The following is a 22269-nucleotide window of genomic DNA, read 5'->3' on the forward strand; positions in this document are numbered from 1 at the left end:
TGATTGTAGATGTAAGTAAATTTGAGGATTATGATATGAATTTTACAACCCTGAAGCAGGTCGGTAAGGTCGCACTGACAATATCCCTTGTGACTGGTGCTGCAGTATCTGCTCTATCAACTACAGCAGTGGCAGATGAAACGTGTCAGTCACCTTACATGGCTAAAATCGTCGGCCAGGAAGACTTTGTTTATGTCTGGACACTTGGTGTTGAAGGTGTTGGTGATGGACAGGACAAGCTGGTTACCGTCGATGTCAATCCAAAATCCAAACATTACGGCAAGGTGGTCAACAGTCTGTCCGTTGGTGGCCGAAATGAGGCACACCATTCCGGCTTTACTGATGACCGTCGTTATTTATGGGCTGGAGGCCTGGATACCAACAAAATATTCGTCTTTGATGTATTCAGTGATCCGGGTAAACCAAAACTTCATCATGTAGTTACAGATTTTGTTGCCAAAAGCGGCGGTGTTGTCGGCCCGCACACCACCTATGCGCTTCCAGGCCGTATGATGATAACAGGCTTGTCAAACAATAAAGATCATGGTGGTCGTACTGCACTGGTAGAGTACACCAATGACGGTGAATATATTGCAACACACTGGATGCCGACCGATGCGAATCTGCAAGGCGCGGAAAAAGCTGGAAAGTTCGCTGACGGTTACGGTTATGATGTTCGTGCCTTGCCGCGTCGCAACGTAATGGTTTCATCTTCTTTTACTGGCTGGTCCAACTATATGATGGACTTCGGGAAAATGCTACAAGACAAAGAGGCGATGAAACGCTTCGGCAATACTGTCGTAGTGTGGGATCTGCATACACGTAAACCGAAGAAGGTATTGGATGTTCCCGGTGCTCCGCTGGAAGTCCGTTGTGCATGGCAGCCAAACAACAACTGGTGCGTGACCACTACAGCATTGACCTCAAAAATCTGGTTGATTTACGAAGATAAGCATGGTGAATGGCATTCCAAAGCTGTTGCTGATATTGGTGATCCGTCTAAGATCCCACTCCCAGTGGATATTTCAATTGCCTCTGATGACTCTGGCCTTTGGGTGAATACTTTCATGGATGGAAAGACTCGTTACTTTGATCTAAGTGATCCTCACAGCCCCAAACAAGTCTATGAGAAACAGATAGCAGCCCAAGTGAATATGGCTTCGTCAAGTTGGGATGGGAAGCGCGTCTACTACACCAGCTCTCTATTGGCCAATTGGGACAAGAAAGGTAAAGACGATGAGCAGTATTTCAAGTCCTATCATTGGGATGGAAATAATCTTACTGAGCAGTTCAAGATTGATTTCTATAAAGAGAAACTGGGGCGCGCTCACCAGATGCGTTTCGGTGCTTACGCACTCTATGGCAAACGTGACGATAGATTGAATGGTACCGATTTGGCGGCTACTGAATAGCTTCCTCTTAAACTCTACCCATTCATTTGGGTAGAGTTTTTTCTCCTCTCCGTTTTGAGGCCCTTCTTAGGGTTTTTTTTTGGCTAACTGGTAGAATGAGGCTGATTGCATGAAGAACTTTACAGCTTACCTATTATTTGTCAGCTGTTTGGTTATAAGCCCGAACTCGTATGCCGCAGCATTCCAGACCCAAGAATCAGATCAACCAGCGGTACTGGCACCTTTCTATACCGATCCTGAATATCCCCCACCTGAGGTAGGTAGTTACAAACTACCACCTATTGGGAATGCGGCCAATGGAGCCATCATAAATGGACAGGGAGAGATACAGCGCCTGCATGACCTACTGGGTAATGGAAAAATAGTCCTACTCAGTTTTTTCTACAGTACTTGTAGTGATATCAACGGTTGCCCACTAGCGACTGCGGTAATGTACAAGTTGCAACAAATCATTAAAACAGATCCTCAATTACATGATCGTTTCCGTATGATCAGCCTGAGTTTTGATCCGACATTTGATACACCCGAGATAATTTCACATTACGGTACTGGGCTCGCCCAAGGCGGTGATTGGCGATTTATCACTACCGCGTCATTAAATGACATAAACCCTATCCTGGAAAGCTATGGGCAATCGGTGGTACGCGATATAGATGAAAGTGGCAATATCCTCCCATCCTTTTCACATGTGCTGAAGGTTTTTCTTATTGATCCACAGAAGAAGATTCGCAATATCTACAGCGTATCATTTTTATATCCAGAACTTATTATCAATGACGCCAAGACAGTACTGTCAGAGTCACAGACCCTAGTAAACAACAACCTGGACAATTTTAATCAGTTTTCCAAATTATCAAAACCAGGCGACTATAAAGATGGTTATGAATCGGACACATATGAGACACGCAGCCTGGCGGTAGAACAACGAAAAGGCAAGCAAACGGACCTGCTTGCGTATATTGAGAACCCTCCACTTGGCTTGCCAGCAATGCCGCAACCGACGAATAATCAGGTGACGCGTAGAAAAATTGCGCTAGGTCGAAAATTGTTCTATGACCGGCGATTATCACTCAATGACACATTTTCCTGTGCCATGTGCCATATCCCTGAGCAAGGGTTTACAAACAATGAATTAGCCATGGCTATCGGCTTTGAAGGGCGAAGCACGCGGCGTAATTCTCCAACTCTCTATAACAGTGGATATCTACAAAGACTTTTTCACGACGGCCGAGAAGAGTCACTTGAACAACAGGTATGGGGGCCACTGTTGGCGCGTAATGAAATGGCTAATCCATCAGTTGGAGCAGTGATCAAGAAGATCCGAAGCCTGGCTGATTATCGTGGCCTTTTCGAACAGGCATTCGACGGAGAGAGTGTCAATATGGAGACTGTAAGCAAAGCAATTGCCAGTTATGAGCGCACCCTGGCTTCAGGCAATTCTGCTTTCGATCGCTGGTATTATGGTAAACAGCATGATGCTATGTCTGCAAGGGCAATCAAGGGCTATGAACTGTTTACAGGTAAAGCGGGTTGTTCATCCTGCCATACGATAGGAGAAGAGTCCGCACTCTTTACCGACGACCAGATGCATAACACCGGCATGGGTTACCGCGAATCTATGGGAATCAGGCCCGACAAGGAGAAGATCCTGGTTGCACCAGGCGTCTATATCGAGGTGGGACGGGAGGTCATAGATATGGTTGGCCATCCTCCGCCGACAGATGTGGGCTATTACGAGGTTACGCAGAATCCAAATGACCGGTGGAAGTACCACACACCAAGCTTACGAAACGTGGCGTTGACTGCACCCTATATGCACAATGGGTCCATGAGTAATTTGCGAGAAGTCGTTGAATTTTACAATCAAGGTGGTGTCTCGAATGAGTTATTGGATCCGCGTATCCGACCACTGGGGTTAAGTGAACAGGAGATTGATTACCTGGTACTCTTCATGCAGAACCTCACTGGCAGCAATGTTAATGAGATTGTTGCCGATGGTTTTGCGTCGCCGGTGGGAGATATCACTGAAGATGATCCGCATTGGTCGCACGAAAAGCGTACAGCCGATAAATAGGGATAGGATCAATCTGGTCGACGGATATCAAAATTTCGCATTTTTCGGTAAAGAGTGTTGCGGCTGACGTGTAACTTGGATGCAACCTGGGTTACATTCCAGTACGCAGCTTCCATTTCACGTAAAATCGCATCGCGTTCAGCAATCTCTAATGGATTCGTTGGGCGCAAGTGCTGTTGTGTTTCGCGATCCTTTACGTTGTCAAAAACATCATCTGGCAGGTCGTCAACTCTAATTACCGTGTTGTCACACAGGCCAATAAGGGTGCGAAGGATATTGCGCAACTGACGAATGTTGCCAGGCCAATGATAGTCCTGAAGGATATCCAGTGCCTCATCGTCAATCGTAATCATTTGTGGACCGTCCGCTTCCTGTTGCAACAAATGCATGATCAAACTACGTCTGTCCTCACGATCTCTCAACGGCGGCATCTGCAGACTGATGCCGTTGAGTCGGTAATAGAGGTCTATCCTGAATCTTCCTTCCTCGACCAATAATTTCAGGTCCTTATGAGTGGCGCTGATCAAACGAATATCCACTTTTATCGGAATCTCTCCACCGATAGGGATAACCTCTCGCTCCTCCAAAACCCTTAACAGGCGGGCTTGCAGATGTAGAGGCATGTCACCGATTTCGTCAAGGAACAGAGTTCCACCATTTGCTTGTGCAATCTTGCCTCGAGAACCATCCTTACTCGCACCGGTGAATGCACCTGGACGGTATCCAAACAGTTCGCTCTCAATCAGCGTTTCAGGCAAAGATGCGCAGTTGACCGCAATCAGTGGTTTATCCGCACGGCTACTGGATTTGTGTATGGCGCTGGTAAACACGTCTTTTCCAGTGCCTGTCTCTCCAAGTAAAATAAAGGGTATGTCTCGTTCTAATAGTTTTTTGGCGCGTTCAATGTTCCGACGCATGCGTGTGTCACCAAACTCCAGGCCATCCAGCGCAGGTGAATCCTCAGAATTTGATACTGATAATCTTTGAGACTGTCGTTTATCAGCATGCTTCTTGTTGGGTGGTTGAAAACCGGCATAGAAACGTCGCCCATGATTGACATCACGCAGTACTATCGGGGCTGTGATCTTATTGTGGGCATTGCTCATAATATTACTCATACGTACGTCGAACAGTTCTTCAATCCGCTGACCGAGGATATCCTTAATGTCGGGTATATCAAGCTGGAACAAGGCGCTACGATTGGCTGCATTTATGCGTCCATCACCATCGAAGGCAAGTACACCCTCACCTAATGTACTAATGAACTCCCTTCGACTGTGAAACCGAATTATATAATCATCGTGCATACAGCAAAGGAATAGTCGATTTTCAATCAGTTGAGCCGACATGTTTACCATAACCATGGTATGTTGCTGAGCCTGATGCGATCTGCTTGATGCATCCAAAATCGCAACCAGAACCCCTGTTGGATCCATGATGGGTGCTGCAGAACAGGTTAGATGGGTGTTTTTGGAGAAAAAGTGTTCGTTCTGGTGAATAATCAAAGGACGTTTTTCAATTAAGCAAGTCCCCATACCGTTGGTTCCTTGTGCGGACTCAGTCCAAACCGCACCCAATTGAAGAGAAGTTTGGGCTGCGGTACCTGTGAATTTTGGGTCACCAACGTAATTTACAACTACCCCATCATTGTCGGTGAGCAAAATAGAGTGACCAGACCCTGCAACCTGCTGATAGAGGTTGGTCATTTCTGAATGTGCTATCTCGGATAATTGGTAGTATTTTTCCTTCCTTTCCCTCAGGTCGGAATGATCGACGATAATCGGTTCCGGGTTATGATCCGGATCCAGATCATGGTCGTTAAGACAGCGTCTCCATGAACGGAGAATATGCTCATTGACAGTACAAGCAAGATTGCTGTTATTGTGAACAGCAGCTTTCACCAAACCATAGTGAGTTCTGTTCGCATTTTCAGTAATCATTATGCCTCCTTTTGCAGAGACTGCTGGCTTCGGTAAAAACCCTCATACCACGCATCAGAGATTCCAGGTCAATGCAAAACCCGTATGCCAAGAATGGGTTTCGGCATTGGTGTGGCCGCCGCCTGAAAGGTTACCCGTACCATAGTCACGATCTTCCGCGAACTGCCAGCCAAACTGAACATCAAGATCGATAGGTGGTGCTATAAAGCCTTGATAGCCAAATCCAACCGTAAGTCTATGTTTATAAATAACTTCGGCCTGGGTAGCCTGGATATACTGGGTAACCCCTTGATTCAAAGGTATTGGACCAACATTACTGAAGACTTGTGAGATACCTCCGATAGGTCCTGTGGTTCCTGTATCTGTAGGATCATCACCGTAACCATAACCGATTCGGTATTTCCAGTTTCCACTCGTTAATTGAGCACCCATGGAGAAGACAGTCTGATCATCGTAAACATCCTGCCAGAATTTTGAGTCATCCCAGAATTTGTGGGTGATATCCGCTGCCAACAATAGATTTCCACCCATGAGGCTGTCATTAGCAATACCGAATCCAATATTGGCCGGTTGTTCGATTTCCGGGCTAGCATAGCTTGTAGCACTAGTCTGGACCTGATTGTCGAAGGTGTGTTTCAGTTCTGTTTGATAATAGGCTCCAACTGTCGTCGGGCCGGAATCATAAGTGGCACCGAAGGTAGCCCTCAAGCCAATGTCGTGGGTGGCTGCAGAAGTCGATGAAAGACCAAGATCCAGTTCCGCAAAACTGATAGTGGCAGCGGCTCCTAAAGAGAGATTGTTGCTGACCTCGTAGCCAAGCCCTGCGTTGACACCGAGTATGATGAATTCCGCTCCAGCTCCGAGGCTGCCTGGATCACCCCTGAACTCAGCCCCAATGCCAGATACCGCTGTCAATCCCAAACCGATGGTTGCCGGAATCCCCAAACCGCGAAGATCCTGAGTAATCCCGGTGTTGGGCACAGCAAATATATCCGTACCGGAATCCTCACTGAATGCTGTGCCGGTTATGCTGCCATCGTGTGTCAGCTCGACTTCAGGCATGTAGAATGTTGCACCAAAGCTGAACTTGGTGCCTTTGAATTGGGTAAGTGTCGCGGGATTTCCAAAGACGGAAGATGTAACATCTTGTGGGCGCGCCAGGCTGGTACCTGCCATACCTCCCGAAGCGGGTGAAAGGGTATTATGCAGGTCATAGCCATGTGGGCCGGCAATGCTGTTTGCTGAGAAGATGCTGCCAATAGCAACGGCTAATAGCGATGCGTGTCGAGACTTGTGAGTTGAGTTTTTCATGTTATTCCCATCTAGTTGAGATATTTATGGTCGCTTCAGGCCACTCTGACGCCTATATTAGGGGTGAGTACTCGGCCTTTAATTTTCGCAAAGCTCTCGACCTGCTGAGCTAGGGTTAAAATATCTAGAACTGGGTAGCCACGAATCTGAACGCCATGAAGCGTCTGTTGTCGCCACTTTGTCTCAACCCGGAACACAATATTGGATACTATCGCTCGGGACATCGGCCTTACCTCCAGCAGTGGAATGTACTCTGTGCGCTAGATGTCGTCCGTGAACTTATATAAAGATGGCATTTGCCTGCCATTGACAGATAACTCTAGTGATTCAAGCTGTACAGCGATATACGCAGAACTACGTGTATGCTATGAAGGTAGATATTGCTATGGTATATGTCAGTGAATATCTGTTGTCACGTGGGTGAGACACGTAATATTACGGTGTGTCATTTGAGTGTTACGGTTATTTTGTACCGAAATATGGACTCGCCAGTACAAAGTCTTTCAGGATAATAATTACAGACATCACTTAGATATTGATTTTCAATAGATATACAGTACAAGATGTAATAAATCCTGAGCATGCTGGCTAATATCAGATTTAACTTTCACCCCAACAGGTTGAAGGAAATAAAGTATGGACTAAAACTTGCGAGCTGCTACTAGTTGGATTGAATGACTCAATCGCATATAGCATAATGAATATAACTGCCCATTAAGGTCACCTATCCATGTATCCTCGAGACTTGGAATCCATTCTTGAGCAGGTCCAGCACATAGCAAAAGGTGTAGTCGCTAAAAACGCCTTCGATGTCGATAAGCAAGCACGCTGGCCAGAGGAGGGCCTTCGCGCGTTGCAGCAGGCAGGGATTGCCGGGCTGTCTGTGCCCGTAGAATACGGGGGTCTTGGGCATGGCTCATTTGCTGTCGCTCAGGTATGCGAACTGCTCGGACAGGAATGTGCATCTACGGCAATGTGTTTTGGCATGCATTGCGTGGGTTCAGCTGTGCTCTCTGCCAAGGCAACAACAGACCAACAAGAGCGTTTTCTACATCCAATTTCTGCTGGGGAGCATCTCACAACGCTTTCCCTTAGCGAGGCGGGGACTGGCTCTCATTTCTATATACCTAATACACGCTTGGATGCTAAATCCCCGGAAAAGTATCACGTTACAGGCACCAAGACATTTGTAACCAACGGCCAGCATGCGGATTCATACGTTATCTCAACTGTGGCAGCTGACCAGGATGGCCCAATGGGTGAGTTTTCCTGTATTGTGGTGCCCGCTGACGCTAAAGGTTTGAGTTGGGGACCTCCCTGGTCTGGATTGGGAATGCGCGGTAACTCATCCACCAGCCTGACCTTGGATAAGGTAGCTATAACCCGAGACAACTTGCTTGGCGAAGAGGGTGATCAGATATGGTATGTGTTTCAAGTCGTTGCACCATTTTTTCTTATGGCAATGACGGGCACCTACCTGGGTATAGCGAGTGCTGCCTTGGAAGAGGCGAGAATCCATCTACTCAGACGTCAATACACCGAAAGTGGAACAGGGCTTTCTCAACTACCTGTCGTGCAACACCGACTTGGAACGCTATGGGGGATGTTGGAGCGGACCCGACGTCTGTGCTACCACGCGGCAGCAACTTTTGATGCTGGAGATCCAGATGCACTTCCGACGGTGTTTACAGCGAAGGCAGAGGTTGCTGATTGCGCAGTGACCGTAGTCAATGAGGTTATGACACTAACGGGGGGGCTTGCTTACCGAGACGACTCTCGACTGCATCAACTTTTACGTGATGCTAGAGCAGCACATGTTATGGCTCCCACTACAGACATGCTGCGAACATGGACAGGTAGAGTATTACTCGGCCTGCCAATATTGGGGGTATAAGTCGTGAGTCGTGCGATCAAAGGGAGTGAACGTGGTGAGTTACATAATCAGTATAAGGATGGAAAACATCAGCCTCAAGAAGTTGATGCCAGGTTAGGTGTTTCCACTAACAATTTAGTATCCAGTGGTATTATGGGAAATGTTGCACTTCTTAATGTTGACCCGCCTATCTACCGCTTGATCCATGAGAAGCTAAATTCAAAACTTAATTTAGAGGATTTGACAGCATTAGAGCAACTGTATAACGGGTTGGAACAAGGACGTGTCTGTGTTGATGCTCTAGTGCTTGGTGTAAGTCTTGAAGAGCCGGTGCGGATCGCACAGCGTATTCAGTCACTTGGTATCGATATACCCGTATTAATACTAACCGAACCCGAACAATACCAAAAGCTCAAAAATGCACTAAAGTTTGCCCCATTTATTGGTAATGATGTTCTACTCTGTTCGATAGCCAATGCTGAATACCTACCACAAAAATTATATGACGCAGTGGAAAGGGTCCACAAACGGCGACGCTACATAGGTTCAATGAAAGCGGCTCAGGTCAGTCTGGGATCAATATCGAGAAGCCGCCCACCAATTACCAGCTATTATGAACGATTGCTTGATCATGCACCTATTGGTGTAGTGAATATCAATATTAACGGAGCCATACTTAATTTAAATCGCCATGCCTGCCAGGTATTGGATATCAATGAACGTGATGCCCTGGGTACCCTTCTTGGTGATCTGTTTACAGAGTCTGAGAGGGATAGGCTACAAGCTATAATTGCTCGTTGTGTTGCACCGCTTGGCAGAAGGATGTCTGAGATATTTCAGATAGGGATTAACCCAATTCGGTTTGTAGAATTAAATGCTTCCTCTTTTGTTGACCGTTCTGGGCAACTTGGTGCAACCATCATTCTACAGGATGTTTCAGATCGAATTCATGCTGAGGAGGATCGAAATAAAGCCCTTGATGAGCTACGTGCTAGCGAACACCGCTATCGCGAACTGGTAGAAACGATGAGTGAGGCACTAGCCTTAACCGATGCCCAGTACAATATCACCTTTATTAATCAACGCTTCTGCGACCTTTTTGGATACGCCGGAGAAGAGATTATCGGACAACCACTTATCGACCTGGTTCACGAAAATACCAAGGATATTATGCTCCAGAGAATGGCTGACAATCCATCTGTGGATCAGGAAAGTTTCGAAACCACCTGGCTACGAAAGGATGGCAACTTAATCTATACGTTGACATCACCGAAATCTATTTTTAACGAAAACCAACAATATATGGGTTGTCTGGGGGTGTTTACTGACATCACTGACAGGAAGGAGGTAGAACAACGGGAAAAGTTACACATGCTTGAGTTGGCCCAAGCATCCAGAGTGTCCACCATCGGCGAAATGAGTAGCCAAATAGCACATGAACTTGCACAGCCGTTGAGCGCCATTGGTGGTTTGAGTACGGCTTTACTGAAACTTCTCGATGCTGGAACATCATCTTTTGATGATATTACTGATAGTCTCATTTCGATTCAAACACAAGCAAACCGCGCACGCGAGATTATTATCAGGCTGCGTGATTTTGTGCGTAACGATGAGCTCCGGCAAGTATCAATCAATCTAAATGATCTAATCAATTCTGTTATTCGATTAGCCAATGTAGACGCTTATTGGAGCGATATAAAAATAGTGTTGTTATTGGATGATAATCTTCCAAATGTCACAGGTGATGGAATTTTGATTGAACAAGTGTTGCTCAACTTAGTGCGTAATGCTTGTCATGCAATGCAGGATATCTGCAGTGATAGTAAAATTCTGACTATCTCCAGCCGACAAGACGACTCTGAAAATATAAGAATATCAGTAGAAGATACTGGTCCTGGATTGAATGAATCCATGCTCAAACAAGTATGCCAACCATTTTTTAGTACAAAAGAAAAAGGTATGGGTATGGGACTTGCTATTGCACGCTCCGTAGTAGAAGCACATGCTGGACAGATGCTTGTAAGTAATACGCCACAGGGTGGCGCCAGCTTTAGTTTTACACTACCAATAAACGCTGATGAATAAACAACAGACTATCTATATTGTCGATGATGAAGAACCGGTTCGTCGTGCATTGACCCTACTGGCCAAGGCTGATGGGTTGCAGTCAAAGTCCTATAGTTCAGCTCTGGCCTTTTTAGATGAAATCGATAAAGTAGGCCCTGGTTGCTTATTGCTTGATGTTTGTATGCCAGAAATGACCGGACCTGAGCTTCAGGAGGAGCTGAAGAATAGGGGGTGTTTGCTGCCGGTTATTATTATCACAGGCCATGGCGACGTCCCTGTTGCAGTACGCGCAATGCAGGATGGGGCACAAGATTTTATAGAAAAGCCATTTGACAGCGAAGATCTGATGGATCGGGTACATAAATGCCTGAGCAATGCAGCAAAAAAGGATGAATTGGAGCAACAAAAACTCGAGTCAGGCAAGCTGCTTGCACAATTGACGCCCAGAGAATATCAAATAATGGAACTGCTTGTAGCAGGTCGACGTAATAAGGAGATTGCCCGGGAGTTATTCATCAGTTTTAGGACTGTAGAATTACATCGTGCAAAGATCATGGAAAAGCTCAATGCCAAGTCTCTCTCTGATGTTGTTCGTCTAGCTATGCTTCACACAATGGCTTGATCCGCTCCAATCCACATTCACAATACTAACTTCAATATGCCGCTATAGATCAGCGGTAAATCATCATTACTAGCTGATCAAGAGTTTCAACCTGAATACTCTTAGTCATAGTCGGGGCTTTTCACGTGTTACTACGTATATACCCTTGACGATGCCGAATCTAACATCTTGTATAACACCTTTCGTCGTGCATTTGTCGCGCCGGTATGATTAATACTAACTATTTCTATAGCTAATGGCAGGTGTTACAACTTTCATTAGTAGAAGTCCACCATGTAAGAAAACTGGAGAGAACTATGAGCGAAGCAGAATCAACTCTATATGTGAGATTAGGTGGTCAGGAGGGCATCGCTGCTATCGTGGATGACATCTGGGATAACCATGTTAGTAATCCTGCAATAAAACAGCGGTATGCAGCAAGTGATCCTGATAATGTGAAGCGACTAGTACGTGAATTCTTCGGGGCGGGTATCGGCGGGCCTGAAACCTATACTGGCGATGATATGCTCACTGCCCATAAAGGCATGAATATCAGCGATAAGGAATTTGTTGCCGTTGTTGATGATGTATTAAGTGCACTTGACAAAAATAGTGTTGGCCAGAAAGAGAGAGATGAGGTTTTGTGCATTCTCTATTCAATGAAGGGCGATATCGTTCACGTCTAAGAATTACGCTTATAACGAATTACTAGAATGACATTTCATCAGGAGCAAACTAATGGGAAAAATCAGCTGGGATGAAAAAAGCTGTCAGCACGCAGGTAATTGTGTAAAAGGTCTGCCGAATGTTTTCAAGATCGATGATGGCAGGTTTGTCATTGATGGAAATGCGGCCAGTGCTGAAGAAATAAAGAAAGTTGTCGATAGCTGTCCATCTGGTGCTTTGAAGTATAAAGATTAGGTGCATTTAACAGTTATTATTCATCTCATACCAGACGAGGAGAAACCAAGATTATGTTAGGCGACCACTTGAAAACCAAGATGATGCTATTCGGTATTGCAAAAGACCCGGATACCCTGAAATGCCTGATGACTGCAGGTGAAAAGGGAGTAGATATTGATAGTCGAGTAGTGGGTGAGACAGCATTATCTGCTGACTCCCAGGAGTTTCGATCTATGTCACCATTTGGTACTACTCCTTGCCTTAAAGATGTGGACTTTGTTCTTTGCGGTACATCAACCATTATGTCTTATCTCAACGATAAGGGTTTTGGACCTTCGCTGATTCCACGAAATGGTGTAGCACGTGCAATTCATTATCAATGGTCTGAATTGGCTACACAGCACGCAGCGCCCCAGATTGCAAAATTAATATCAGGTGATGCTGACGAAACTACTGTTGCAGCACTAGCTGCATTGCTTGACGCATTGGATGTTCAGCTACAGGATAACCGTTATCGTGGTGACTTTATCGTTGGAGAATATTCATTAGCTGACATCCATTGGGCGCCATATGTCCATTGTTGTGAAATCACTGGGAAGGGTGATCTTATCTCATCTCGCGCTGCAGTAAAAAGTTGGTGGGATAAGGTAAAAGCGCATAAGAGCACAAGTAAGGAAAACTACATAGCCTACGACGTTCTTCCCACCATTGATGAAATAAAGGCCAATGAACTTCGGTCTATTACAATCAATGCCTGAGTCCAAAAAATAACCCTAGTGAATTTACCAAGGAAGGTATTGTTAGGGTTCAATATTAAGCTTTAGTGCTGCGAGAAATAATATGTTTGGCCTTTTTGGAAAATCGAAAAAAGAGTTCCAGGCCAGAGTCCAGCCTTCTGGAAAGAGCCTTGAGGTACAAGCTGGTGACAACCTGCTTAAGGCGGGACTGGCTTCCGGTCTGAATTGGCCCCATGACTGCCGTGTAGGAAGTTGTGGTACTTGCAAATGCCGCTTAGTTGAGGGGAAAGTTAAAGAACTCTCAGATTTTGCATATGTACTCGATGGTGATGAGTTGAATAATGGCATGATCCTGGCCTGTCAATCACAGCTCAAGAGCGATATTGTTGTTGAGGTTGAATTAGGCACTGGTGATGCAGAAGCAGCAGGTGTAAGCACAACAGAAGGAGTATTGAGTGCAACACGTATGCTGACGCACGATATCATGGAGTTGACTATAACCATCGACCACCCTTTACGTGTAAAGGGTGGTCACTACAAAGCAGGGCAATATGCCGATATCACATTTCCAGGAATTAGCCGTCCAAGATCATACTCATTTGCAGCAGCTCCGGAAGATGATGATCGTAATGAACTCACTTTTTTCATCCGTAAAGTACCAAATGGTGAGCTTACAACATGGTTGTTTGAGGAAGACCGAACTGGCAGCCCGGTAACTGTGAGTGGGCCCTATGGTTCATTCTGGCTGAGAGAAGGTGAAGGGCCTGTAGTATGTATAGCTGGTGGTAGCGGCATGAGTTCCATTAAGGCCTTGCTGGAGCATGCTGCCAACCAGGGTTGCACCAGGGATACCGTCTATCTGTTTGGAGCCAGGACTCAGGCAGACCTTTATTGCTTGGATGCAATGAGTTCATTGGAAAATCAGTGGAATTCTGGAAGTAAATTGCGGTTTATCCCAGTTCTATCTGATGAACCGGCTGATAGTGACTGGCAGGGATTACGCGGCATGGTGACCGAGCACATTCCCGGTCAACTATCAGACTGGGCTTCAGCGCAGGCCTACCTGTGTGGTCCTCCGCCAATGATTGATGCAGCAATCGAGTCACTTAAGCAGCAAGGGGTCAACAATAGTGAGATACATTTTGACAAATTCCTTGATGCCAGCAGCATGCCAAATGGCCGTCAATGACCTATCAAGTATCTCGAGTGAATTGAACTCGACTGGCGTGTAATATTTTTCTCAATACTTTACATATACTATTTTCTCCACGTATATGTAGTTCTACCTATTTAAGCAACACTATTTTGCTAAATATCACTTTTTTTCAGCATTAAATAAGAAAACACGTAGTGATACGTATAGGACTGAAGACGTTCTCTTATTAGATTTAATATCGCACCTGTACTAGAACTGGAGGATCTCAAATGAATAAATTTATGGTCAATTTAAGATACTTTCTAACACCAGCACTTATCGTCGCATCGTTAATAGGTATTGTGATCGGTGGTCCATGGGTTTGGCTCGGCGTAGCGATGTTCGTAGCTTCAATCATACTGGACTGGGTAACTAGCGTATTGCCAACCCATGCCAGACCAGCCGGTACCGACAAGAATGGTGAACTCAACGGCATACCGTGGCTGTTGAATACCATGATGTATATGCAATTCCCTGTGTTCGTGGCCTTACAACTATCACTTGTATGGCGTGTGTATGAATATACAACAGGCGTACCCATAGGCTCAACGGAAATTCTTGGTGCAATGGAAATTGCCGGCATCTCCCTACCTGCACTCAGTATCCAGACAGGTATTACAGGTATTGAACTGATTGGTGCAGCAATTTCATGCGCTTTATATATGGGATTGGGTATCATGTTTGGCCATGAGCTTTCTCATACCAAGGGTTGGACGTTCGTTCTCTCTCGTTGGATGATGGGGTTGAGCGGAATTGCACACTTCTGTTACGCACACGTCTACAACCACCACCTTGAATTGGCACATGAAGATGATCCTGCAACCTGTCCTCGTGGACGAGATATCTATAGGCACTATCTGCTGTCACATTTCGGTCAGTCACGATTTCTTTACGTCATGGAGCAACAGCGCTTAAAACGGCTCGGGAAGATGTTTTTTTCACCTGCCAATCGTTGGATCCGGGGTTATTTTATAAGCCTGCCTACCGTCTTCCTTTTCTGGTTCGCTGGTGGTTGGGAAGGACTTGGGATTATGGCCATCACATGGGTGATTTCCGGCTTTGAACTGGAAGTACTAAATTTTCTTGAGCATTACGGCCTTATTCGCGAGAAGGGGCAACCCATCGAGTACCGTCACTCCTGGGATGTTGGTGAGTCACCATTCACTCAGTTTGGATTTATAGAAATCGGTCGTCAGGGTGATCATCACGATCGTGGGGAGACTCATTTTTGGGAGCTGGAGGAGGTCGGCTCACCAGACACGGGTCTTGGCTATTACGCGATGTTTTCATTATTACTGGTACCACCTATGTGGGAGAGCTTCATCAAACCTCACCTGGCTAAATGGGATGCGGAAATGGCTTCAGAGGGTGAGCGACGGATCGCACAGCGTATGAATGCCAAGGCCGGTTGGCATGACATGGACGAACTTTCGGCTCATGTAAGTCGCGCATAATTTCGGGCCGAAGGAGGAGGGTGCCGATGCCTGGCATTCTCCTACCCCTACAAATTCATTGAGGATACAGACATGGCAACCTATAAAGCACTTTTTTTTGTATTACTATTTACAGCCGCCAGTGGTTGGGGTTTGGTCAAGCTAGGCGTTGGGGAGCACCATACTGACCCACTTTGGGCGCTTGGAACATCCATCTGTTTTATTTTTATCCTGCTTTTCAATGTCTGGATGTTTTTTGCCATCGCGAAGGACGAACCCTTCCGTTGGGAGTAACCACAACATACGCACATGCCTGTTGGAGATCCCATAATAAAAATGATTTCGTGGATCTCTACAGGCGGATGGGACGAAACAATCCCAAAGGAGGAATAGATTTATGAGACTCTTTAGCAAAAAAAAGCAAAATGAAACCACTGATATGCGTCTGCGGGGGTATCCTGCTGACCCAAACACCAACAAGTGTTTACTTATGGCAGCAGAAAAGGATATTCGTCTTAACTGTGAATTATTGGATATCGAGGCTGGCGCCTGTGATGATCCAGAGTATCGTCGATTGTCTCCATTTGGCAAGGCGCCCTGTCTCAAGGAAGGTGGATATATAGTCAGTGGGATTCAAGCTATCTTGGCCTACATGGACGTTCGTGGTGAAGGAGGATCACTAAATCCGAAAAAAGCAGCAATTCTTGGTGAGCAGAATTACTGGGTGGATGTTGCAGAAAGATTCATTGATCCGAATGTAAGCGTCCTTACAGCCGGGTTAAAAAATACCCAAGAAGCAAAGGTTGAGATTGAGGTCGTGGCTGCAAAAGCAGAGATCGGACAGGTAATGGACACCCTAGATAACGTACTCTCGGACCGGCGTCGTTATATTGTCGGTGATTACTCGTTTGCAGACATTCACTGGACAGCCGCGGTTCATCTGTGTGTTCTGGCGGATCACCAGGACTTGGTAAATGACCGGCCAAACATCAAGAGATGGTATGACCAGGTCAAGAGCCACACAAGCAAAGTCAGTAAAAAACAGACCTATACCAGTCTGGCTTCGCTGGAAGAGATCCGCGAAAAACGCCTCAAATCAGTGGCCTGATAGGTCCTTAATCAGGAGAAGATGATATGACAGATCTATTCGCATTTGGTAGCGCGACACAGAGTCTGGATGCAGAAGGTCGATATGGCACCGCTGGTGACCTAAAAAAAACCCAGTATGTGATGCAATTGTTAGGCTTTCCTGGTGATGCAAATACCCTAAAAGCAGTCATCATTGCTGCTGAAAAGGGTATTGAAATCGAGTGCGGTATACTGGATATCACCCAGGGAGCAGACAAAACAGAGGACTATCTGAACATCTCAAGCCTGGGCATCACGCCTGCACTAAAAGAGGCCCACTATCAGGTGGCTGGTGATCTGGGTATTCTTACTTTTATAGAAGGGCGAGGATTGGGCAATCGCCTTGCGCCCAGAAATGCAGCAGTGTTGGCAGAACAGAATTATTGGATAGATATAGCTCGTACCAATGTAGCACCACACGTGCAGACAATCATGGATGAATTGGTATTAAAGCCTATGAGTGATAATTCAGCACAAGCGAACACCAACGCTGTTGATGTGGCACGCCAAGCCCTGATTTCACCACTGGATGCACTTGATACCCAGTTAGCCAACAAGGAATTTATTGTAGGTGACTACAGTTATGCCGATGTGCATTGGACTGCTTACTTACATCTTTTAATGGTAAGCGGAGAACAGTCGCTGATTGATCAACGCCATAGTCTTAGTCAATGGATGGACCGAATCAGACTCCATAAGAGCTTTTCTGGCCAGAATTTGGTTGCATACGATCTCATGCCCAGCCTGGATGACATCAAAGCTAAGAAGCTAAACAATGTTGTTATCACCGACTTTTAGTGCTCTGCAAAAGGAGATCGAAATGAATACAATTAACCAAGATCTCCTTAAAATCATGGGGGATAAAAATCTAAGCTGCACGGATGTTGCAAAAGTCCTTAATGTGCCACTTGAAACAGTCGAAAGCTGGACAATCTTATCTGAGAAGAACAAAACGCTTGTTCAGATACCAGAATTGGACCTGCGAATGTTACAATACAGTTTGATGACCGAGAATACACGGTATCATCTATTTTGATATTTCGTATTGTCCGATACCCCCCTTAGGCTGTTGTGAAACAGCCTTTTTTATTAGAGCAATCCATGATCGAGTTTCACTCAATCACACAGATGTTTGTCAAGGTGTTCATAAGGCGGCAGCGTCTGTAAACGGGCATCGACACGTGGAAAACCGACAGTGAAGTGATACAGGCTTTGCCACTGCGTATCGGTTATGCCAAGCGTGAGATGCACGCTGTCATCAAAGAAGCAGCCGATTCCGGTGCCGCGCATGTCGATACGTTCCGCTTCCAGGTAGGCCGCCTGGCCAATCAATCCTGCTTCCCAGTGCAAGTGTCGATAGCTTGATACTCCTTGCGCCAGGGCTTGCTCGAATTCTGCCAGCATACAGAAGCTGAAGCTGCTGGCGGATGCGATCTCCTGGTGGCAGGAGAGAGTACGCGCCACTTTACGCACGTCACCTTCAGCCAGGCAATAGAGTGGCAGGTCATCGGTTGTTATCGACGTCGGCTGCCAAACGAATCTTTCACTCATGGCCGATTGCAATGGGGACAGGGCATCAGTGTGACGGGGTAATGCGTACACACCTGACGGCAGCCCTTCGACCCGATGGATGAATAGCACCAGGTGCAACCTTGGCGTACCAGGCCAAAAGTCCCAGGGCAGGGTGCCGGTTTGCGGCATCAACGCTTGCAGAAAACCTTGTAGCGATAACATCCCAAGGGTGCTTTGCTCACCAATGAACGATTGAGCACTGCGGCGTTGCCGAATCAATTGCGTAAGATGGGTGGCACTTTCACCTGAAAGTTTCGATGGAGTGAGGGATACCGGGTAGTGCGGCGAATCTTCATGGCAGGCTTGGTGCGCCGTGTCGATTATCGGCCAGTTTAAACAGGGGTCCCCACCGAGGGTATCGGCCTTGCCCTGCCACTGATCACCTTCAGGCAGACTGGCAATCAGGTTTGAACCAACGGGATGAATCTGCATCAACAGATCCGCTTGTTCCTGTTCGGCGCCCTTGAAATCCCTTTCCCTCGACAGGCCTAGTAAGTCACCAATAGCGCTATCGCCAACCGACAACAAGCTGACCTGCCATCCCAGCAGTGCTGCAGCATATCGTACCGCCCCCAGGGCATGCCCGACATCCAGCTGTACATAGCGGTAGGCCCGTTCACCATATTTCCAGGCTTCACGCCAGGCGATACTAGTCAGGCCCAGCAGGCAATAGGTAAACGCTTCGCCACCGACAAGGGCCGCTCGCTGTTCCAAAGCGTGTTCCCGCGGTGCGTAGTGGTAAATGCCGTCGTCCAGTCCGGTAACTTTGCTGCATACAACGTAGGCCTCGGTGGGATGGAGATTGCCGCTGGATGGATTGCAGCGTAAAGCCCAGCGGTCCGGTCCGAACATTTTCCAGGCAGAGAGCCCCATGGATAGTTCCAGAAGCTTGGCGATACCCACCTGGTCGAGTGTAGCAACACCGCCATTCGGGTCTGGATCAAGTGGCAGTGAAATCAGTGGAGCACCCGAGAACCTGCGAAACGGATTGGGTTGGTTATCCCAATCCAGGTACTCCGGACCACGTGCATAGGCGTCCAGGTGATGCTTGGTGCGTTGATGATAAGCACGAATGGTTTCTATCTTGCTCATGTCAATTCGAAATACATACCAGGTGTGAAGTGAGAATAGGTGCATTCGCATGAAAACAGTTCTGATGCGTCTGAGAAACGCTCAGCGGCGTAATCCTACTTGAAATGCACTGAATACTTGTGCAGGAACTTCTCTAGATTTCACATAGCGCAACGCTATTATTTCGATCCTGGTTTGATTCTCATCATGAATGAATCTGGGAACCAGGCCATAACAATGCCAGCATTAAAGAACAAAGGGAAGGAATCTGGCATGATTCTCTACAAAGAATGTAGTACGAGGCGGTAATGCCGAATGAATTGCGTGAGAAGCGACGGATACGAAAACATTTTCCACAAAAAAGAAACTTGAGTTCAAGATTTGTTGAAAGATGAACAATCTCGAGGAGTAGGATAGGTTTACCATGCTGGATTAAAAAATATTCATATAAATAAGATGGTTAAGTATTATTCTTAAAGTTACTTATTTGATTAAAGTATAAAATATTAAAAGATGCATAATGTATATTATGTTAAATGATGGATATGCCAGTCATCTTAAAACATGTTGCCAAATTAACGAAACAGGACAGACATGGTTCACCTACCCTCGACCTGCCAACGATAGGAAGTGATTGCTGCCCTTCTACCAATCGTTCCTATTCTTCCTCGTGTGGCACTATTCCCGAAACCTGCAGTGTTAAATAGTGCTTCAAGATTGCTCACCGGAGCGCGAAGTCGGTAAGCTCTTCTGTGCAAGATAGTTGGATGCCAGTCTATTGAGGTTAATAACCTTTGCCCTCGTCTGAAGAGGATCCAACAACGCCGTTTTGACGGATCTTGTGTCTGCTTCAACATCGAGTGAAGGTTTTGGATTTTGTTCTCCACAATTCAAAAACCCTTCCGAAGCGAGTAGCCATAACCTGTTAACTGAACAGGTTGGCTCTGACTTTTGCGAAAATTCAAGTTGTATATCGGCAGCTTCTCCTATAACTCGAAGTAAACGCATTACACTCCACCAGTCGTTGTTAAACTCTTGGTCATGAGCACTATCGGCTGCACGCAACGTGAAATCCGCCACCCAATACCAACACGAGCGTTCTGGATTTCACGTAGGAGCACGTCATGGTATCCGGGAAATGGCAAAAATAGTATTCAGGAACTATTGTGAGTTTGGTGTACAATGCTGAATAGGTTGTCTGAATATTCATGACCAGACTCACAGAAATAATATGGCTCACTGCCCTGCTTTCACTCCTCGCGATTTCTTCACCCTGTATCAGCGATGAAGGACCGGCAAAACTGGCTGATACTCATCTGCACTGGAAGTGGAATCAGAAAGAGGTCACGGAACCGGAACAGGCCATCAACATCTTGCGTGATAACAATGTCACGTTAGCGGTTGTTACCGGCACTCCCCCGGAACTGGCGCTCGAACTGCAGCGGTTGGCGCCTGAGATAGTAATACCTATTTATGGGGTCTATCAGAACGGTATCGACTGGTCGAATTGGTATTTCGATAACGAATTGGTTGGGCGTGTCCGACTGGCATTGGAATCGGGTCACTACCGGGGTATTGGTGAACTTCATATGATCAGCGGTTTTGTCACTGATTGGAAGAACCCGAATATCTCCGGCCTGTTTGAACTCGCGGCGGAGTTTGATGTGCCCGTACTCGTGCATACGGAATTTTCCAGGGCCGATTATCTCATTGGATTCTGCAGTGCACATCCGAAAACCCGCTTCCTGTGGGCCCATGCCGGATCGATTCTGCCGCCAGGTGAGGTGGCGCGCGCATTGAAACATTGCCCAAACCTGAGTGTGGAGCTGTCAGCTCGCGATCCATGGCGGCATGTGGGAAGACGTATCGCCGATGAGACGGGTTTATTGAAAGCTGAATGGCGGGATTTCGTGATCGCTTACGCGGATCGATTCATGATCGGATCTGACCCGGTTTGGCCGGTGGAACGACTCAATCCCTGGGACGAGCCTGATACGGGTTGGCAGCAGCTCTCGCGTTTCCTCGACTTTCATCGTGAGTGGTTACAGCAGCTACCTGCCGAAGTTGCCCAAAAGGTCCGTTACAAAAATGCAGTGGATTATTTTAAGTGGAAACAGTAGGTCCTGTGCCACACAAGCAATCCGGGAATGGTTACAGAGGTGGCATTATCAGCACGCACCTCGTCGATTACCCCCCCCCTCGACTTCACGGATCGCCTCTTCCATTACGAGATCCGGCGCTGCGTTTTCAACGGCATCAAGGAGTGCATTCACGTTTCCGCTTGTAATGCGCCCGACCTGGTTGGTGATCGATTCCTTCATAACATCTTCTTCTCTAAATGCTCGTGGCTCTGTTTTGGTTTACATGATTCGCGATATCCAGGACATGTTGTACGTTTGCGAAATTCAGATTGGGTTGATAGCAGGGGCCACGTGGCGTAACCTCCATTTGCCATCTATTTGTTTACAAAACATGTAACTTGACAGTGTCGGCATGGAGACACGCGCTGCGGTATCGTCCGCGAGTTTCTGCCATAAATCGATCTACAAGCTCACATTGAGCGCTAATGCGTAGCCATCATCGCTGTCTTCCATCCGCTCGCCGGTCAACCAGCCTCAATGCTCGGCTGGCGGGTGGCCTGTTCCTGCCGGCGCTGTGCCTGTCGAATGCGCAGTGACAACAAAGTCTTTTGCGGGCTTGGATTGGCCTGCAAGGTTTCCGATAAAAGGCCGTCCGGCCGCTCAGATTGGATCAAGTCATTGATATAGGTGTTCTTCTGATCCGATTTGCTCGGCTTCCAGGCAGTAACCGCAGCAACATCCTGGGATGCCTGCTCAGCAAAATCAGTTCGATTCGATACGGTGCTACACAACGCCGACGCGATAACCTGGCCCATGTGCTTTATTGTGTTGCCCTTCCATGCCGACACTTTTGCTGGGGTGTTAAGAAACG

General features: G+C 46.7%; 21 protein-coding genes. 15 read left to right on the forward strand and 6 right to left on the reverse strand.

Annotated features, from left to right (window positions below; translation table 11 throughout):
• Positions 1–35 precede the first annotated feature (35 nt).
• Both R2K28_RS09815 and R2K28_RS09820 read left to right on the forward strand, forming a co-directional pair.
• The gene (locus tag R2K28_RS09815) at positions 36–1412 is read left to right on the forward strand and encodes a selenium-binding protein SBP56-related protein (protein WP_316369571.1); all 1377 of its coding nucleotides are present in this window, start codon (positions 36–38) and stop codon (positions 1410–1412) included.
• A gap of 109 nt (positions 1413–1521) precedes the next feature.
• A complete protein-coding gene (locus tag R2K28_RS09820) occupies positions 1522–3486 on the forward strand; it encodes a cytochrome c peroxidase (RefSeq protein ID WP_316369573.1) in 1965 nt (654 codons plus the stop codon).
• An 8-nt stretch (positions 3487–3494) separates the two neighbouring features.
• Here R2K28_RS09820 and R2K28_RS09825 read toward each other — a convergent pair whose 3' ends face one another.
• Both R2K28_RS09825 and R2K28_RS09830 read right to left on the reverse strand, forming a co-directional pair.
• Positions 3495–5426: a sigma-54-dependent Fis family transcriptional regulator gene (locus R2K28_RS09825; RefSeq protein WP_316369575.1), complete on the reverse strand. Its 1932-nt coding sequence runs from the start codon at positions 5424–5426 to the stop codon at positions 3495–3497.
• Between the two features lie 54 nt (positions 5427–5480).
• Positions 5481–6737 (reverse strand): OmpP1/FadL family transporter, encoded by a 1257-nt coding sequence (locus R2K28_RS09830; RefSeq protein ID WP_316369577.1) that lies wholly within the window; start codon positions 6735–6737, stop codon positions 5481–5483.
• Between the two features lie 745 nt (positions 6738–7482).
• On the opposite strand from R2K28_RS09830, the gene R2K28_RS09835 reads away from it, so the two are divergent.
• The 12 genes from R2K28_RS09835 to R2K28_RS09890 all read left to right on the forward strand — a co-directional run bounded on the left by R2K28_RS09835 (position 7483) and on the right by R2K28_RS09890 (position 17710).
• Positions 7483–8631, forward strand: coding sequence for an acyl-CoA dehydrogenase family protein (locus tag R2K28_RS09835; RefSeq protein WP_316369578.1), 1149 nt, complete (start codon positions 7483–7485; stop codon positions 8629–8631).
• A gap of 3 nt (positions 8632–8634) precedes the next feature.
• Positions 8635–10695: a PAS domain S-box protein gene (locus tag R2K28_RS09840; protein WP_316369580.1), complete on the forward strand. Its 2061-nt coding sequence runs from the start codon at positions 8635–8637 to the stop codon at positions 10693–10695.
• Positions 10688–11299: a response regulator transcription factor gene (locus tag R2K28_RS09845; RefSeq protein WP_316369582.1), complete on the forward strand. Its 612-nt coding sequence runs from the start codon at positions 10688–10690 to the stop codon at positions 11297–11299. Before R2K28_RS09840 ends, R2K28_RS09845 begins: the two co-directional genes overlap by 8 nt.
• 296 nt (positions 11300–11595) lie before the next feature.
• A complete protein-coding gene (locus R2K28_RS09850; protein WP_316369584.1) occupies positions 11596–11964 on the forward strand; it encodes a group I truncated hemoglobin in 369 nt (122 codons plus the stop codon).
• 52 nt (positions 11965–12016) lie between these two features.
• The gene (locus tag R2K28_RS09855; protein ID WP_316369586.1) at positions 12017–12199 is read left to right on the forward strand and encodes a (4Fe-4S)-binding protein; all 183 of its coding nucleotides are present in this window, start codon (positions 12017–12019) and stop codon (positions 12197–12199) included.
• Between the two features lie 53 nt (positions 12200–12252).
• Positions 12253–12939 carry a glutathione S-transferase family protein gene (locus tag R2K28_RS09860; RefSeq protein WP_316369588.1) on the forward strand — a complete coding sequence of 229 codons (687 nt, stop codon included), beginning with the start codon at positions 12253–12255 and terminating at the stop codon, positions 12937–12939.
• Between the two features lie 82 nt (positions 12940–13021).
• Entirely contained in the window at positions 13022–14107 is a 1086-nt protein-coding gene (locus R2K28_RS09865; RefSeq protein WP_316369589.1) for a 2Fe-2S iron-sulfur cluster binding domain-containing protein, read from the forward strand.
• Between the two features lie 236 nt (positions 14108–14343).
• Positions 14344–15567 (forward strand): fatty acid desaturase, encoded by a 1224-nt coding sequence (locus R2K28_RS09870; protein ID WP_316369590.1) that lies wholly within the window; start codon positions 14344–14346, stop codon positions 15565–15567.
• A 72-nt stretch (positions 15568–15639) separates the two neighbouring features.
• Positions 15640–15840, forward strand: coding sequence for a hypothetical protein (locus R2K28_RS09875; protein ID WP_316369591.1), 201 nt, complete (start codon positions 15640–15642; stop codon positions 15838–15840).
• A 103-nt stretch (positions 15841–15943) separates the two neighbouring features.
• Positions 15944–16654, forward strand: a complete 711-nt coding sequence (locus R2K28_RS09880) for a glutathione S-transferase family protein (protein WP_316369592.1) — start codon at positions 15944–15946, stop codon at positions 16652–16654.
• Positions 16655–16680: 26 nt separating this feature from the next.
• The gene (locus tag R2K28_RS09885; RefSeq protein ID WP_316369593.1) at positions 16681–17472 is read left to right on the forward strand and encodes a glutathione S-transferase family protein; all 792 of its coding nucleotides are present in this window, start codon (positions 16681–16683) and stop codon (positions 17470–17472) included.
• A gap of 22 nt (positions 17473–17494) precedes the next feature.
• The gene (locus R2K28_RS09890; protein WP_316369594.1) at positions 17495–17710 is read left to right on the forward strand and encodes a hypothetical protein; all 216 of its coding nucleotides are present in this window, start codon (positions 17495–17497) and stop codon (positions 17708–17710) included.
• A gap of 80 nt (positions 17711–17790) precedes the next feature.
• Here R2K28_RS09890 and R2K28_RS09895 read toward each other — a convergent pair whose 3' ends face one another.
• Together R2K28_RS09895 and R2K28_RS09900 are read right to left on the reverse strand one after the other, a co-directional pair.
• The gene (locus R2K28_RS09895) at positions 17791–19338 is read right to left on the reverse strand and encodes a SagB/ThcOx family dehydrogenase (RefSeq protein WP_316369596.1); all 1548 of its coding nucleotides are present in this window, start codon (positions 19336–19338) and stop codon (positions 17791–17793) included.
• Positions 19339–20028: 690 nt separating this feature from the next.
• The gene (locus R2K28_RS09900; protein ID WP_316369598.1) at positions 20029–20382 is read right to left on the reverse strand and encodes a hypothetical protein; all 354 of its coding nucleotides are present in this window, start codon (positions 20380–20382) and stop codon (positions 20029–20031) included.
• 143 nt (positions 20383–20525) lie between these two features.
• Here R2K28_RS09900 and R2K28_RS09905 point away from each other — a divergent pair, with 143 nt between their 5' ends.
• A complete protein-coding gene (locus R2K28_RS09905) occupies positions 20526–21437 on the forward strand; it encodes an amidohydrolase family protein (protein WP_316369600.1) in 912 nt (303 codons plus the stop codon).
• Positions 21438–21485: 48 nt separating this feature from the next.
• Here the strand turns inward: R2K28_RS09905 and R2K28_RS09910 are convergent, their stop codons facing one another.
• Together R2K28_RS09910 and R2K28_RS09915 are read right to left on the reverse strand one after the other, a co-directional pair.
• Complete coding sequence (locus R2K28_RS09910) at positions 21486–21638, reverse strand: hypothetical protein (protein ID WP_316369602.1); 153 nt, start codon at positions 21636–21638, stop codon at positions 21486–21488.
• A gap of 284 nt (positions 21639–21922) precedes the next feature.
• Positions 21923–22213 carry a hypothetical protein gene (locus R2K28_RS09915; protein WP_316369604.1) on the reverse strand — a complete coding sequence of 97 codons (291 nt, stop codon included), beginning with the start codon at positions 22211–22213 and terminating at the stop codon, positions 21923–21925.
• Positions 22214–22269: the final 56 nt, after the last annotated feature.

It is taken from the genome of Candidatus Thiodiazotropha sp. CDECU1, assembly GCF_963455295.1.
Classification (GTDB): Bacteria; Pseudomonadota; Gammaproteobacteria; order Chromatiales; family Chromatiaceae; genus Thiodiazotropha.

Bases quoted from the DNA above. Each gene is read 5' to 3' on its own strand.
- R2K28_RS09815 (WP_316369571.1), top strand. From the start codon at position 36: ATGAATTTTACAACCCTGAAGCAGGTCGGTAAGGTCGCACTGACAATA.
- R2K28_RS09820 (WP_316369573.1), top strand. From the start codon at position 1,522: ATGAAGAACTTTACAGCTTACCTATTATTTGTCAGCTGTTTGGTTATA.
- R2K28_RS09825 (WP_316369575.1), bottom strand. From the start codon at position 5,426: ATGATTACTGAAAATGCGAACAGAACTCACTATGGTTTGGTGAAAGCT.
- R2K28_RS09830 (WP_316369577.1), bottom strand. From the start codon at position 6,737: ATGAAAAACTCAACTCACAAGTCTCGACACGCATCGCTATTAGCCGTT.
- R2K28_RS09845 (WP_316369582.1), top strand. From the start codon at position 10,688: ATGAATAAACAACAGACTATCTATATTGTCGATGATGAAGAACCGGTT.
- R2K28_RS09850 (WP_316369584.1), top strand. From the start codon at position 11,596: ATGAGCGAAGCAGAATCAACTCTATATGTGAGATTAGGTGGTCAGGAG.
- R2K28_RS09855 (WP_316369586.1), top strand. From the start codon at position 12,017: ATGGGAAAAATCAGCTGGGATGAAAAAAGCTGTCAGCACGCAGGTAAT.
- R2K28_RS09860 (WP_316369588.1), top strand. From the start codon at position 12,253: ATGTTAGGCGACCACTTGAAAACCAAGATGATGCTATTCGGTATTGCA.
- R2K28_RS09865 (WP_316369589.1), top strand. From the start codon at position 13,022: ATGTTTGGCCTTTTTGGAAAATCGAAAAAAGAGTTCCAGGCCAGAGTC.
- R2K28_RS09870 (WP_316369590.1), top strand. From the start codon at position 14,344: ATGAATAAATTTATGGTCAATTTAAGATACTTTCTAACACCAGCACTT.
- R2K28_RS09875 (WP_316369591.1), top strand. From the start codon at position 15,640: ATGGCAACCTATAAAGCACTTTTTTTTGTATTACTATTTACAGCCGCC.
- R2K28_RS09880 (WP_316369592.1), top strand. From the start codon at position 15,944: ATGAGACTCTTTAGCAAAAAAAAGCAAAATGAAACCACTGATATGCGT.
- R2K28_RS09885 (WP_316369593.1), top strand. From the start codon at position 16,681: ATGACAGATCTATTCGCATTTGGTAGCGCGACACAGAGTCTGGATGCA.
- R2K28_RS09890 (WP_316369594.1), top strand. From the start codon at position 17,495: ATGAATACAATTAACCAAGATCTCCTTAAAATCATGGGGGATAAAAAT.
- R2K28_RS09895 (WP_316369596.1), bottom strand. From the start codon at position 19,338: ATGAGCAAGATAGAAACCATTCGTGCTTATCATCAACGCACCAAGCAT.
- R2K28_RS09905 (WP_316369600.1), top strand. From the start codon at position 20,526: ATGACCAGACTCACAGAAATAATATGGCTCACTGCCCTGCTTTCACTC.
- R2K28_RS09910 (WP_316369602.1), bottom strand. From the start codon at position 21,638: ATGAAGGAATCGATCACCAACCAGGTCGGGCGCATTACAAGCGGAAAC.
- R2K28_RS09915 (WP_316369604.1), bottom strand. From the start codon at position 22,213: ATGGGCCAGGTTATCGCGTCGGCGTTGTGTAGCACCGTATCGAATCGA.